General features: G+C 71.9%; 10 protein-coding genes. 3 read left to right on the top strand and 7 right to left on the bottom strand.

What is annotated here, in order from left to right:
- Window positions 1-18: 18 nt before the first annotated feature.
- A complete protein-coding gene (locus tag ACFYM2_RS15245) occupies window positions 19-1,266 on the bottom strand; it encodes a MurT ligase domain-containing protein (RefSeq protein WP_350229100.1) in 1,248 nt (415 codons plus the stop codon).
- A gap of 117 nt (window positions 1,267-1,383) precedes the next feature.
- Here ACFYM2_RS15245 and def point away from each other — a divergent pair, with 117 nt between their 5' ends.
- Complete coding sequence (gene def, locus ACFYM2_RS15250) at window positions 1,384-1,929, top strand: peptide deformylase (protein ID WP_358999664.1); 546 nt, start codon at window positions 1,384-1,386, stop codon at window positions 1,927-1,929.
- A 349-nt stretch (window positions 1,930-2,278) separates the two neighbouring features.
- Here the strand turns inward: def and ACFYM2_RS15255 are convergent, their stop codons facing one another.
- Window positions 2,279-2,932, bottom strand: coding sequence for a TetR family transcriptional regulator (locus ACFYM2_RS15255; RefSeq protein ID WP_388456967.1), 654 nt, complete (start codon window positions 2,930-2,932; stop codon window positions 2,279-2,281).
- A gap of 200 nt (window positions 2,933-3,132) precedes the next feature.
- On the opposite strand from ACFYM2_RS15255, the gene ACFYM2_RS15260 reads away from it, so the two are divergent.
- Window positions 3,133-4,359 (top strand): acyl-CoA dehydrogenase family protein, encoded by a 1,227-nt coding sequence (locus tag ACFYM2_RS15260; RefSeq protein ID WP_359003942.1) that lies wholly within the window; start codon window positions 3,133-3,135, stop codon window positions 4,357-4,359.
- 67 nt (window positions 4,360-4,426) lie between these two features.
- Here ACFYM2_RS15260 and ACFYM2_RS15265 read toward each other — a convergent pair whose 3' ends face one another.
- From ACFYM2_RS15265 to ACFYM2_RS15275, 3 genes are read right to left on the bottom strand one after another with little or no spacing between them, the layout of a single operon-like run.
- Window positions 4,427-4,915, bottom strand: a complete 489-nt coding sequence (locus tag ACFYM2_RS15265) for a glutathione peroxidase (protein WP_359003945.1) — start codon at window positions 4,913-4,915, stop codon at window positions 4,427-4,429.
- Between the two features lie 31 nt (window positions 4,916-4,946).
- Complete coding sequence (locus ACFYM2_RS15270; protein ID WP_359004081.1) at window positions 4,947-5,828, bottom strand: acyl-CoA thioesterase II; 882 nt, start codon at window positions 5,826-5,828, stop codon at window positions 4,947-4,949.
- Between the two features lie 46 nt (window positions 5,829-5,874).
- The gene (locus tag ACFYM2_RS15275) at window positions 5,875-8,448 is read right to left on the bottom strand and encodes a DUF3516 domain-containing protein (protein WP_359003948.1); all 2,574 of its coding nucleotides are present in this window, start codon (window positions 8,446-8,448) and stop codon (window positions 5,875-5,877) included.
- 95 nt (window positions 8,449-8,543) lie between these two features.
- Between ACFYM2_RS15275 and ACFYM2_RS15280 the strand changes: the two genes are divergently transcribed.
- Complete coding sequence (locus ACFYM2_RS15280) at window positions 8,544-9,335, top strand: metal-dependent hydrolase (protein ID WP_359003951.1); 792 nt, start codon at window positions 8,544-8,546, stop codon at window positions 9,333-9,335.
- Between the two features lie 489 nt (window positions 9,336-9,824).
- Here the strand turns inward: ACFYM2_RS15280 and ACFYM2_RS15285 are convergent, their stop codons facing one another.
- Complete coding sequence (locus ACFYM2_RS15285) at window positions 9,825-11,606, bottom strand: ABC transporter ATP-binding protein (RefSeq protein ID WP_388836441.1); 1,782 nt, start codon at window positions 11,604-11,606, stop codon at window positions 9,825-9,827.
- A complete protein-coding gene (locus ACFYM2_RS15290; protein ID WP_388836444.1) occupies window positions 11,603-13,405 on the bottom strand; it encodes an ABC transporter transmembrane domain-containing protein in 1,803 nt (600 codons plus the stop codon). The genes ACFYM2_RS15285 and ACFYM2_RS15290 overlap by 4 nt, the downstream gene beginning before the upstream one ends.
- Window positions 13,406-13,451: the final 46 nt, after the last annotated feature.

The raw sequence follows: 13,451 nt of genomic DNA on the forward strand, positions 1-13,451 counted from the left end.
GCTTGCTCCTTGCTGGGGTCAGTTGCCGACGACGCGGCGGACGTCCTGGAAAGCGGTGTAGTTGGCGATCAGCTCGATCCGGCCGGGCGGCGCGAGCTGAGTGCACTCCTCCAGGCTCTCGCAGACCCGGAAGTCCAGGTTCGCGACCTCCAGGCGCACCGCCAGGTCGAGCTTGCGGTCGCCGATCACGAAGATCGGGTGGCCCGCGAGCCGGGTGTAGTCGACGTCCCACAGCCACGAGGTGTCCGTGCCGTCGGCGCCGCGCGCGTTGACGGACAGGACCACCGGGGTCGGCGGCGGGTCGATGAGGGAAAACGTTTCGAGCCAGCCCGCCGGGTTCTTCGCGAGCAGCAGCCGCAGCTCACGGCCGGCGAAGCTGACCACGTCGTAGCGGCCCGCCACCGCCTGCACCTGGTACATGCGCTCCAGGGCGACCTGCGGCGGCACCCCGAACACCGCGGCGACCGCGGCCGAGGTTGCGGCGTTGGCCTTGTTGGCGCGGCCGGGCAGCTGGAGGTGGATCGGCCAGGCCGAGCCGTGCGGGTCAAGGACGTAGTCGCCGTTGAGGACCCAACTGGGCGCGGGGCGGCGGAAACCGCACTCGCCGCAGAACCAGTCGTCGCCGGGGCGCTGCATCACACCGCCGCAGGCGGGGCAGGACCAGGCGTCGTCCTTCCACTCCTGACCGGCCGCCACCCACACCACGTTGGGGGAGGAGGACGCCGCCCACACGACCAGCGGGTCGTCCGCGTTGGCGATGACCACGGCCTTCGAGCCGGACAGGCCCTCGCGCCACTTCTCGGCGAGCATCCGGGTCTCGGCGGCGCGGTCGAGCTGGTCGCGCGACAGGTTGAGCAGCGCGATCGCCTTCGGCGTCACATCGCGCGCCACACCCGCCAGATACTTCTCGTCGACCTCGATCACGCCGTACTTCGCGTCCGAACCACCCGCGAGCGCCGACGTGATACCGGCCGGCATGTTGGCGCCGAGCGCGTTCGACACCACCGGGCCGCTGGCCCGCAGTGCCTCGGCGATCAGCCGGGTCGTGGTCGTCTTGCCGTTCGTCGCCGACACCAGGACGACGTCCAGATGAGTGGCGAGCCGCCCGAGCAGATCCGGGTCGAGCTTGAGCGCGACGCGCCCGCCGATCACCGATCCACTGCCCCGGCCCGCCGCGCGCGACACCGCCGCGGCGGCCTTGCCCGCGGTCACCGCCAGCTTGGCTCGCGGTGACAGGGGCCCGGCACCTCCAACGTGTCCTGACATCGTCCTTGATCCTCCTTGCGCCTGGGTCAGGTGTCAGCCTATCGAGATCCGGTCAGCGCCCCGAACCGCGCCACCATCCGAAATGGCCCGCGCCCCGTGGAACGTACTCTTGCGCCCATGCGCCACCGTCCCATTCCCGGCAGTTCCGGCTCCGTAAGAGAGATGAGTCTCCTCGGTGACCGGTTCCTGCACGCCCCCTGCGAGCCCGTCACCGACTTCGGGCCCGCGCTGCGCCGCCTCGTCGAGGACATGTTCGCCACGATGTACGCGGCCGACGGGGTCGGCCTGGCGGCCAACCAGATCGGCGTCTGCCAGCGGGTGTTCGTGTACGACTGCCCCGACGACGAGGACGTGCGGCATCTCGGGTACGTCGTCAACCCGCGCCTCGTCGAGGCGGACGGCGTCGAGGTGAAGGGGCCCGAGGGGTGCCTGTCCCTGCCGGGTCTCGAGGCGCCCACCTCGCGGTTCGACCGGGCGGTGGTGGAGGGGGTGGACTGCTCCGGCGCGCCGGTGCGGGTCGAGGGGACCGGGTTCTTCGCGCGGTGCCTTCAGCACGAGTGCGATCACCTTGAGGGGGTGGTGTACGCCGACCGTGTGACGGGGCGCCACGGTGCCCGCCTGCGGCGCGCCATCCGCAAATCCCCTTGGTCCCACCCCGCCTGACCCCTCCGCCAGGGCCCCTGGGGCTCCGCCCCAGACCCCGTTCGGCCTGAACGGCCTCGTCCTCAATCTCCCCCAAGGCCTTAAGGGCCAGGGGGGACCCCCATGACGGGCTGGGTATGCACATGCGGGCCAGCACCAGCCCCGCCAGGGGCGCGGGGAACTGCGCGCTCAGCCCAGCACGGTCCGCAGCCGGGGCCCCTGGGGCTCCGCCCCAGACCCCGTGCTGGGTATGCCGCGCCGACCCGCACCGGATAGTCAGGGGCGCGGGGAACTGCGCGACCAGCCACGTACGGGCCGCACCCGCCCCAGACCCCGGCCGGGCAGGCCACCCGTACCGCCGCCGCCAGGGTCAGAACGCGGGGCCCCCCGCGCGGTCGGCCGCCGCTGCGAGGCGGCCCCACAGGAGATCCGCCAGCGCCCGCACCAACTCCGCACGGGAACAGGGCCGTTCACCCAGCCACCAGTCACCGGCCGCATGCATCATGCCGACTATCCCGTGGCCCCACACCCGCGCCAGCACGTCCCCGCCCGGCCCGAGATCGATCCGCTCGGCTATGACCACGCCCAGGTCCTCGCCCATGCGCCGCAGCAGCGGCGCCGAGTGGCGGCCCACGTCGAACCCCTGCTCCGGCTCCGGCGCGGGCGCGTCCTCCGCGGGGTGCATCAGGAAGCGGTAGACCTGCGGCCGCGCCTCGATCGCCGCGAGATAGGTCTCAAGCGTCGCCTCGACCCTCTCGCGGCGCTCGGCCGGCGCGTCGAGCGCGGACCTGAGCGCGGCGAGCAGCGCGTCGGTGTGGCGCTTGGCGAGCGCCCGGTAGAGGCCGCCCTTGTCGCCGAAGTGCCGGTACAGGATGGGCTTGGTGATGCCCGCCTCCGCCGCGATCGCGTTCATCGACGCCTTCGGACCGTCCCGCAGCACCACCCGGTCCGCCGCCTCCAGGAGTTCGCGCCGCCGGCGCTCGGCCGCCGTACGCTGCTGCTCGGCCTGCTGCGTGGTCTCCATGGGTCTCTCCCCGCCCGTACTGCGTGCACCGCGTGCTGCGTGCACCGCGTGCTCTGTGGGTCTTCGTCTCCAGAAAGCCTTGCGCAACGTAACACCCCGGCAGCCCCCGGCGCCGCCGGGCCCGAGGCCGGTTGACATCGGCTACCCGTCGGTAACAGACTGCGGTTACCGCAAGTAACGCAGGGAGTGGTGGAGGGGTCATGGCCGAGTTCACGATGGATCTCAACGACGACCAGAAGCAGGTCCGGGACTGGCTGCACGGTTTCGCCAAAGACGTGATCCGCCCCGCCGCCGCCGAGTGGGACGAGCGCGAGGAGACCCCCTGGCCGGTCATCCAGGAGGCCGCGAAGGTCGGAATCTACTCCCTCGACTTCTACGCGCAGCAGTTCTTCGACCCCACCGGTCTCGGCATCCCGGTGGCCATGGAGGAACTGTTCTGGGGCGACGCCGGCATCGCGCTGTCCATCGTCGGCACCGGACTCGCCGCCGTCGGCGTCCTGGCCAACGGCACCGAGGAACAGATCGGCACCTGGATCCCCCAGATGTACGGCGATGTGACCGACGTCAAGGTCGCCGCGTTCTGCTCGTCCGAGCCGGACGCCGGATCCGACGTCGCCTCCATGCGCACCAGAGCCGTCTACGACGAGGCCAAGGACGAGTGGGTCCTCAACGGCACCAAGACCTGGGCCACCAACGGCGGCATCGCCAACGTCCATGTCGTGGTCGCCGTGGTCGACCCCGAACTCGGCTCCAAGGGCCACGCCTCCTTCATCGTCCCGCCGGGCACCCCGGGCCTGACGCAGGGTCAGAAGTTCAAGAAGCACGGCATCCGCGCCTCGCACACCGCCGAGGTCGTACTCGAAGACGTCCGCGTCCCCGGGCACTGCCTGCTCGGCGGCAAGGAAAAGCTCGACGAACGGCTCGCCCGCTCCCGCGAGAAGGCCAAGACGCAGGGGGAGCGTGTCAAGAACGCCGCCATGGCCACCTTCGAGGCCTCCCGCCCGGCCGTCGGCGCGATGGCGGTCGGCACCGCGCGCGCGGCGTACGACTACGCCCTCGAATACGCCAAGACCCGCGAGCAGTTCGGCCGCCCCATCATCGACAACCAGGGCGTCGCCTTCCAGCTCGCCGACATGCGCACCCAGATCGACGCCGCCCGCCTCCTGGTGTGGCGCGCGTCCTGGATGGCGACCACGGGCAAGAAGTTCGAGTCGGCCGAGGGCTCGATGTCCAAGCTGTACGCGAGCGAGACGGCCAAGAAGGTCACCGCCCAGGCCATCCAGATCCTCGGCGGCAACGGATACACCCGCGAGTACCCCGTGGAGCGCATGCACCGGGACGCCGCCATTTACACCATTTTCGAAGGCACCAGCGAGATCCAGCGCCTCGTCATCGCCCGCACCCTGTCGGGCATGCCGATCCGCTAGCCGCCGGCACGTGAAGGCGCCCCGTCCTCGGTTCGAGGGCGGGGCGCTCGCGCGTCGCGGAAGCTGATCAGGCCGGCAGGTTGGCCTCGATGAGGGTCACGACCTCGGGGGCCTCCGGCTCGGTGCGGGGGCGGATGCGCGCGGCCACCTCGCCCTGCGGGGAGAGCAGGAACTTCTCGAAGTTCCACTGGATGTCGCCGGCCTCACCGTCGGCGTCCGCCGTCTTGGTGAGCTCCGCGTAGAGCGGGTGGCGGCCCTCGCCGTTCACGTCGGTCTTCTCCAGGAGCGGGAAGGTCACGCCGTACGTCGCCGAGCAGAACGTACCGATCTCCTCGGCGGTGCCGGGCTCCTGGCCGCCGAACTGGTTGCACGGCACGCCGAGCACGGTCAGGCCCCGCTCGCCGTACTGCTGTTGCAGCCGCTCAAGGCCCGCGTACTGCGGGGTCAGACCGCACTGGGACGCCACGTTGACCACGAGCACGGCCCGGCCCTTGTAGTCGGCGAGCGAGGCCGGCTCGCCGGTCAGGGTGCGCAGCGGGATGTCGTACAGGCTCATCGATGACTCCTTCTGGAAAAAGGTGAGTTGATCAGGTGCCGGTGGGGTCCAGAGGCCGGAAGAGGCCTTCTTGCACCACCGACACCAGCAGTTCGCCCGCCCGGTTGTAGATCCGGCCACGGGCCAGGCCGCGCCCGCCCGTGGAGACCGGGGACTCCTGGTCGTACAGGAACCAGTCGTCGGCGCGGAAGGGCCGGTGGAACCACATCGCGTGGTCGAGCGAGGCCATGTCGAAGCCGCGCGGCCCCCACAGCGGCTCGACCGGGATGCGCACCGCGTCCAGGAGCGTCATGTCGCTCGCGTAGGTCAGCGCGCAGGTGTGCACCAGCGGGTCGTCGCCGAGCGGGCCGACCGCGCGCATCCAGACCGCGCTGCGCGGATCGGCGTCCTTGATCTCGCCGGGCGTCCAGCGCAGCCGGTCCACGTAGCGGATGTCGAACGGCTGGCGGCGCGCCATCCGCTCAAGCGCCTCGGGCAGCGCCCCCAGATGCGCGCGGATCTCGTCGCTGACGGTGGGCAGCGACTCCGGCTCGGGGAAGTCGAGGCGCGGCGGAAGCTGGTGCTCGATGCTGCCGGATTCCGGGCGGTGGAAGGACGCGGTCAGGGTGAAGATCGTGCGGCCCTGCTGCACGGCGGTGACGCGGCGGGTGGTGAAGGACCGCCCGTCGCGGACCCGCTCGACCTGGTACACGATCGGCACGCCGGGGCGGCCGGGCCGCAGGAAGTAGGCGTGCAGCGAGTGCACCGGCCGCTCGCCGTCCGTGGTGCGCCCGGCCGCGACGAGCGCCTGGCCCGCGACCTGGCCGCCGAAGACCCGCTGGAGGGATTCCTGGGGACTGCGGCCACGGAAGATGTTCACCTCGATCTGTTCGAGGTCGAGCAGATCGACGAGTCTTTCGGCCGGGTTCGGCAGGGACTCCGTCATGGGTTCCGTCATGGGGTGCGGCTCCACTTCGTGATCACAGCTCGCCAACGTCCTTCACCCGGATCACCGCGCGGCCCTCCTCGTCGGAGGCCGCGAGGTCGACCTCGGCGCTGATGCCCCAGCCATGGTCGCCGTTCGGGTCGGCGAAGGCCTGACGGACGCGCCACAGCCCGTGCGCCGCGTCCTCCTCGATGGACAGGAGCTTGGGGCCGCGCGCGTCGGGGCCGGTGCCGAGGTCGTCGTACTCGTCCCAGTACGCGTCCATCGCCTCGCCCCACGCGTCCGCGTCCCAGCCCGACTCCGCGTCCAGCTCACCCAGCGCGTCGACGTTGTCCAACGCCGCGAGCTCCACCCGGCGGAACATCGCGTTGCGCACAAGGACCCGGAAGGCGCGGGCGTTGGCCGTGACCGGCTTGACCTCGTCGGCCTTCTCCTGCGCCTCCTCGGCGGTCTGCACCTCGGGATTGGCCAGCTGCTCCCACTCGTCCAGGAGCGAGGAGTCCACCTGGCGCACCATCTCGCCGAGCCAGGCGATCAGGTCCTCCAGGTCCTCGGTCTTGAGGTCGTCCGGGATGGTGTGGTCGAGCGCCTTGTACGCGCTCGCCAGATAGCGCAGGACGATGCCCTCGGTACGCGCCAGCTCGTACCAGGAGGTGAACTCCGTGAAGGTGAGCGCCCGTTCGTACATGTCGCGGATGACGGACTTCGGCGAGACGGGGTGGTCGCCGACCCACGGGTGCGAGGTCTTGTACACGTTGTAGGCGTGCCACAGGAGCTCTTCCAGTGGCTTGGGGTACGAGATGTCCTGAAGCCGCTCCATGCGCTCCTCGTACTCGACGCCGTCCGCCTTCATCTGCCCGACGGCCTCGCCGCGCGCCTTGTTCTGCATCGCTGCGAGGATCTGGCGCGGATCGTCGAGCGTGGACTCGACGACCGAGACCATGTCGAGCGCGTAGGACGGCGACTCGGGGTCCAGGAGGTCGAAGGCGGCCAGCGCGAACGTGGACAGCGGCTGGTTCAGGGCGAAGTCCTGCTGGAGGTCGACGGTGAGCCGGATGGTGCGGCCCTCCGCGTCGGGGGTCTCCAACTGCTCCACCACACCGCCGTCCAGCAGCGAGCGGTAGATCGCGATGGCCCGGCGGATGTGCCGCAGCTGCGCCTTGCGCGGCTCGTGGTTGTCCTCAAGGAGGTGGCGCATCGCCTCGAAGGCGTTGCCCGGCCGGGCGATCACCGAGAGCAGCATGATGTTGGTGACGCGGAAGCGTGAGGTCAGCGGCTCGGGATCGGAGGCGATCAGCTTCTCGAAGGTGGTGTCCGACCAGGCCACGAAGCCCTCGGGCGCCTTCTTGCGGACCACCTTGCGGCGTTTCTTCGGGTCGTCGCCCGCCTTGGCGAGCGCCTTCTCGTTCTCGATGACGTGCTCGGGGGCCTGCGCCACCACGAACCCGGCGGTGTCGAACCCGGCCCGCCCGGCGCGGCCCGCGATCTGGTGGAACTCGCGCGCCCGCAGGGTGCGCACGCGGGTGCCGTCGTACTTGGTGAGCGCCGTGAACAGCACCGTACGGATGGGTACGTTGACGCCCACGCCCAGCGTGTCCGTACCGCAGATGACCTTCAACAGGCCCGCCTGGGCCAGCTTCTCGACCAGGCGGCGGTACTTGGGCAGCATCCCCGCGTGGTGCACACCGATGCCATGGCGCACATAACGGGACAGGTTCTGGCCGAACTTGGTGGTGAAGCGGAAGTTGCCGATCAGATCGGCGATCTTGTCCTTCTCCTCGCGCGTACACATGTTGATCGACATGAGCGACTGCGCGCGCTCGACCGCCTGCGCCTGCGTGAAGTGCACGATGTAGACGGGCGACTGCCGGGTCTCAAGGAGCTCGGTCAGCGTCTCGGTGATCGGCGTCGTCACATACTCGTACGACAGCGGCACGGGCCGGGTCGCCGAGCGGACCACGGCCGTCTCGCGGCCGGTGCGGCGCGTGAGGTCCTTCTCGAACATCGAGACGTCACCGAGGGTGGCCGACATCAGGACGAACTGGGCCTGGGGGAGCTCCAGGATCGGGATCTGCCAGGCCCAGCCCCGGTCGGCCTCGGCGTAGAAGTGGAACTCGTCCATCACGACCTGGCCGATGTCGGCGTACTTGCCGTCGCGCAGCGCGATGGAGGCCAGCACCTCGGCGGTGCAGCAGATGACGGGCGCGTCCGCGTTGACGGAGGCGTCACCGGTGAGCATGCCGACGTTCTCGGTGCCGAAGAGCTTGCACAGGTCGAAGAACTTCTCCGAGACCAGCGCCTTGATCGGCGCGGTGTAGAACGTGACCTCGTCCCGGGCCAGGGCCGCGAAATGCGCACCCGCCGCGACCAGGCTCTTTCCCGAGCCGGTGGGGGTGGACAGGATGACGTTCGCCCCGGACACGACCTCGATCAGCGCCTCCTCCTGGGCCGGGTACAGGGTGATGCCCCGCTCCTCGGCCCAGGTGGAGAAGGCCTCGAAAAGGGCATCGGGGTCGGCACTCGGCGGCAGCTGATCGATAAGGGTCACGCCCCCATCTTGCCTGTCCCGGCACCGGAAGCGGGAACCGGCCGCCGGCGCGAAGATCATCGCGGGTAGGCTGCCCCGGCGGCCCGTCTGCGGACGGGCCGTCACCTGTGCGTCAACTGGGCGTGCGAGCAAGAGGAATGGGGCGGGGCACGGCGATGATGGGACCAGCGCACTCACTGTCGGGGGCCGCGGCCTGGCTCGGGGTGGGCGCCGCTGCCGCCGCCGGGGGGCACCCCATGCCGTGGCCGGTGCTCGCCGTGGGCGCCCTGATCACGGCGGGCGCGGCGCTCGCGCCCGACCTGGACCACAAGTCGGCGACCATCTCGCGCGCGTTCGGGCCGGTGTCCAAGGCGCTGTGCGGGATCGTCGACGACCTCTCGCACGCGGTCTACAAGGCGACCCGAGGGCCCGGCGACCCCCGGCGCAACGGCGGTCACCGTACGTTGACCCACACCTGGCTGTGGGCCGTCCTGATCGGGGCGGGTGCCTCGGCGGCGGCGGTGTTCGGCGGCCGGTGGGCGGTGCTCGGCATCCTCTTCGTCCATCTGGTCCTCGCGGTGGAGGGGCTGCTGTGGCGGGCCGCGCGGGTCTCCAGCGATGTGCTGGTGTGGCTGCTCGGCGGGACCAGCGCGTGGATCCTGGCGGGGGTGCTCGACGAGCCGGGCAACGGCTCCGACTGGCTCTTCTCCGGCCCCGGCCAGGAGTACCTGTGGCTGGGGCTGCCCATCGTCCTGGGCGCCCTGGTCCACGACATCGGTGACGCGCTGACGGTGTCGGGCTGCCCGATCCTGTGGCCGATCCCGCTCGGCCGGAAGCGGTGGGCTCCGCTGGGGCCGCCGAAGGGGATGCGGTTCCGTGCGGGGAGCTGGGTGGAGCTGAAGGTGTTGATGCCGGTGTTCATGATCCTGGGCGGGGTCGGCGCGGCGGGGGCCCTGAACTTCATCTGACCCCCGCGCCGGTCCGGGCGGCGGGTCCACCCATTCACGCCGTGGCCGTGCGCGGGACCGCTCGCGCAGTTCCCCGCGCCCCTTTAGGGCTGCCCTTCGGGCAGGTTGGGTGTGGTGTTTTGTCTGCGGGCGGTGCGGGGCCGCTCGCGCAGTTCCCCGCGCCCCTTTAGGGCTGCCCTTCGGGCAGATCCCGGCTGGGCAGGACGCGGCCCCTTGGGGGCGCGGGGAACTGCGCGACCAGCCACATGCGGCCTGCGGGGAAGGGGAGCCGGAAGCCCCCCGCTACATGCGGCCCCTCGGGGAAGGGGAGCCGGAGGGTCCCCTGCCACACGCGGCCCGCAGGGAAAGGGGAGCCGGGGCCCCGGCCACGCGCGGCTCGCGGGTAGGGGGCGCCGTGAGGGCCCCGCCGCCCCGCCGCCCCGCCACCCGCCCCCCCGCGGGGGAGACCCGGGTCAGCGCGCGCCGGGTTGGGCTGCCGCGCGCCGCAGGCTATCCGTGCCAGGACTGCCACAGCCCCGCATACGCCCCGCCCGCCGCCACCAGCTCCTCGTGGCTGCCCAGCTCCACGATCCGGCCCCGCTCCACCACCGCGATGACGTCCGCGTCGTGCGCGGTGTGCAGGCGGTGGGCGATCGCCACGACCGTACGGCCGTCCAGGACGCGGGCCAGCGAACGTTCCAGATGGCGGGCCGCGCGCGGGTCGAGCAGGGACGTCGCCTCGTCCAGGACCAGCGTGTGCGGGTCCGCGAGGACCAGGCGGGCCAGGGCGATCTGCTGGGCCTGCGCCGGGGTCAGCGCATGACCGCCGGAGCCGACCTCCGTGGCGAGCCCGTCGTCGAGCCCCCGCGCCCACCCGTCCGCGTCGACCGCCCCGAGCGCCGCCCACAGCTCGGCGTCCTCGGCGCCGGTACGCGCGAGCAGCAGATTGTCGCGGAGCGAGCCCACGAAGACATGGTGCTCCTGGTTGACCAGCGCTACATGTTCGCGCACCCGTTCCGCCGGCATCCGGGACAGCTCGGCCGCGCCGAGGGTGACCCGGCCGGCGCGCGGCGCGTAGATCCCGGCCATCAGCCGCCCAAGAGTGGACTTGCCCGCTCCGGAAGGACCGACCAGGGCGACCCGGGAGCCCGGGGCCACCGAGAGGGAGACCTCGTGCAGGACGTCCACCCCTGCGCGGTAGCCGAAGCGCACCTGGTCCGCCTCGACGTGCCGCCCCTTCGGCCGCACCCCCGCGTCGCCCGCGCCTGGCTCGATCTCCCGCACGCCGACCAGGCGCCCGAGCGAGACCTGCGCCACCTGGAGCTCGTCGTACCAGCGCAGGATGAGCCCCACCGGCTCGACCAGCATCTGGGCGAGCAGGGCTCCCGTGGTGAGCTGGCCCACCGTCATCCAGTCCTTGAGGACGAAGACCCCGCCGATGGTCAGCACCGACACCATGATCATCATGTGCGTGACGCTGACCACGGGGAACAGCACCGAGCGCAGGAACAGGGTGTACCGCTCCCAGGCCGTCCACTCCTTGACGCGCCGGTCCGAGAGCGCGACGCGGCGCGCGCCCAGGCGGTGCGCCTCGATGGTGCGCCCGGCGTCGACCGTCTCGGTCAGGGCCGAGGCGACCGCCGCGTACCCGGCGGCCTCCGAGCGGTAGGCGGACGGCGCCCGCCGGAAGTACCAGCGGCAGCCCGTCACAAGCACCGGCAGCGCGACCAGGACCGCGAGGGCGAGCGGGGGAGCCGTGACGCCCAGCGCGCCGAGCAGCAGCCCCGCCCACACCACGCCGATGGCCAGCTGCGGCACCGCCTCGCGCATCGCGTTGGCGAGCCGGTCGATGTCCGTGGTGATCCGGGACAACAGGTCGCCCGTGCCCGCCCGTTCGAGCACGCCGGGCGGCAGCCCGACCGCTCGCACCAGGAAGTCCTCGCGCAGATCGGCCAGCATCTCCTCGCCGAGCATGCCGCCGCGCAGCCGGACCGTCCGGACGAACACCGCCTGGATGATCAGCGCCACCGCGAACAGGGCCGCCACGCGCCCCAGGTGGAGGTCACGGACCCCCGTCGACAGGTCCTCGATGACGCCGCCGAGCAGATAGGGACCGGCCATGGACGCGATCACGGCGACGGCGTTGGCCCCGATCAGCACGGCGAACGCCGCGCGGTGGCGCCGCAGAAGTTCGCGCGCGTAGGAGCGCACCGTCGCCGGGGTGCCCACCGGCAGGGTGGTGGCCGACTGCGGGGCCGCCGGGTCGTACTCCGGTACCGCCACGCCGATCATGCCGACTCCTCCACTTTCTCCAGGGTCCACGACACTGCCTTCGGCTCCGCCTCGTCCGTCTCGCGGGTGACCACCGCGCGGTAGCGGACATCGGTGCGGACCAGATCGCGGTGCGTGCCCACCGATGCCACCTCGCCGCCGTCCACGAACACGACCTGCTCGGCGGCGTCGAGCAGCAGGGGCGATGAGGTGAACACGACCGTCGTGCGCCCGGCGCGCAACCGCTTGATGCCGCCCGCGACGCGCGCCTCGGTGTGCGTGTCGACCGCCGAGGTCGGCTCGTCCAGGACGAGCACGCCGGGGTCAGCCACCAACGACCGCGCGAGCGCGAGCCGTTGACGCTGTCCGCCGGAGAGTGAGCGGCCGCGCTCGGTGATCCGGGTCCCCATCGGGTCCCCGCCGCCGTCGACGGACGCCTGCGCCAGCGCGTCCAGTACGTCCTCGCACTGCGCCGCCGCCAGCGCGTCCGCCGCGTCCACCCGCCCGGACGACGGTACGTCGAGCAGGTCGCGCAGCGTGCCCGACAGCAGCACCGGGTCCTTGTCCTGGACGAGGACGGCCGCGCGGGCCTCCGCGAGGGCGAGCCCGTCGAGCGCCACCCCGCCCAGCAGCACCGACTCCATCCCGTCCGGCTCGGCGGGGTGACCGCCGAGCCGGTCCGCGAGCCGTCCCGCCGCGTCCGGGTCACCGCACACCACGGCCGTGAACCGGCCCTCAATCGCGCGCAGTTCGCTCGACGGGTCGTACAGGTCGCCCGACAGCGGCCCGGACGGCGCCCCCGCCCGCGTCCCGGCCGGGTCGGTGACCCGCTGGAGCGCGAGCACCCGCGCCGCCCGCTTCGCGGAGGGCCGCGAGAACGAGTACGCCATCGCGATCTCCGCGAAGTGCTGCAAGGGGTAGAGCATCAGCGTCACCGCGCTGTACACGGTGACCAGTTCACCCACCGCGATCCGCCCGTCGAGCGCCAGGCGCGCGCCGTACAGGACCACCGTGATGAGCAGCAGACCGGGCAGCAGGACCTGGACCGCCGAGATCAGCGACCACATCCGGGCGCTGCGGACGGCCGCCTGGCGGACCTCCTGCGAGGCCTCGCGGTAGCGGCCGAGGAACAGCTCCTCGCCGCCGATGCCGCGCAGCACCCGCAGCCCCGCGACCGTGTCGGACGCCAACTCCGTTGCCCGGCCCGCCTTTTCGCGCTGGGCATCCGCGCGCCGGGTCGCCTGCGGCAGCAACGGCAGTACGGCCAGGGCGAGTACGGGCACGCCGATGGCGACCACGACGCCGAGGGCGGGCTGGTAGATCACCAGGCCGACACAGATGATCACCAGCGCGGCGGCGGCCGCGGCGAACCGCGACAGCGCCTCGACGAACCATCCGATCTTCTCGACGTCGCCCGTGGAGACCGCGACCACTTCGCCCGCCGCGACCTGCCGGGTGAGCGCCGAACCGAGCTCGGCGGCCTTGCGTGCCAGGAGCTGCTGCACCCGGGCGGCGGAGGTGATCCAGTTGCTGACGGCCGTGCGGTGCAGCATCACTTCGCCGAGCGCGATCGCCACGCCGAGCAGCACGTTGAGCCCGGCCGCGAGCGCGAGCCGGTCGCCCGAGCGGTCCACGGCCGCCTGCACGCCGAGACCGACGGTCAGCGGCAGACCGGCGATGCCGCACTGGTGCAGCAGGCCCCAGCCGAGCGCCTTGAGCTGGCCGCCGAGCTGGTTGCGCCCCAGCCAGTACAGAAACCGGGGGCCCGAGCGGACGTCCGGCTCACCCGGATCCGTATAGGGAAGATCGCGAATGTGCATGACGTCCCTGGATTCCTCGCGTCGAGTGGCTGGAGTCGTGCCAGGT

Origin of the sequence: Streptomyces sp. NPDC006711, from assembly GCF_042869775.1 — a bacterium.
Classification (GTDB): domain Bacteria; phylum Actinomycetota; class Actinomycetes; order Streptomycetales; family Streptomycetaceae; genus Streptomyces.

Bases quoted from the DNA above. Each gene is read 5' to 3' on its own strand.
- ACFYM2_RS15245 (WP_350229100.1), bottom strand. From the start codon at position 1,266: ATGTCAGGACACGTTGGAGGTGCCGGGCCCCTGTCACCGCGAGCCAAG.
- def (WP_358999664.1), top strand. From the start codon at position 1,384: ATGCGCCACCGTCCCATTCCCGGCAGTTCCGGCTCCGTAAGAGAGATG.
- ACFYM2_RS15255 (WP_388456967.1), bottom strand. From the start codon at position 2,932: ATGGAGACCACGCAGCAGGCCGAGCAGCAGCGTACGGCGGCCGAGCGC.
- ACFYM2_RS15260 (WP_359003942.1), top strand. From the start codon at position 3,133: ATGGCCGAGTTCACGATGGATCTCAACGACGACCAGAAGCAGGTCCGG.
- ACFYM2_RS15265 (WP_359003945.1), bottom strand. From the start codon at position 4,915: ATGAGCCTGTACGACATCCCGCTGCGCACCCTGACCGGCGAGCCGGCC.
- ACFYM2_RS15275 (WP_359003948.1), bottom strand. From the start codon at position 8,448: ATGATCTTCGCGCCGGCGGCCGGTTCCCGCTTCCGGTGCCGGGACAGG.
- ACFYM2_RS15280 (WP_359003951.1), top strand. From the start codon at position 8,544: ATGATGGGACCAGCGCACTCACTGTCGGGGGCCGCGGCCTGGCTCGGG.
- ACFYM2_RS15285 (WP_388836441.1), bottom strand. From the start codon at position 11,606: ATGATCGGCGTGGCGGTACCGGAGTACGACCCGGCGGCCCCGCAGTCG.
- ACFYM2_RS15290 (WP_388836444.1), bottom strand. From the start codon at position 13,405: ATGCACATTCGCGATCTTCCCTATACGGATCCGGGTGAGCCGGACGTC.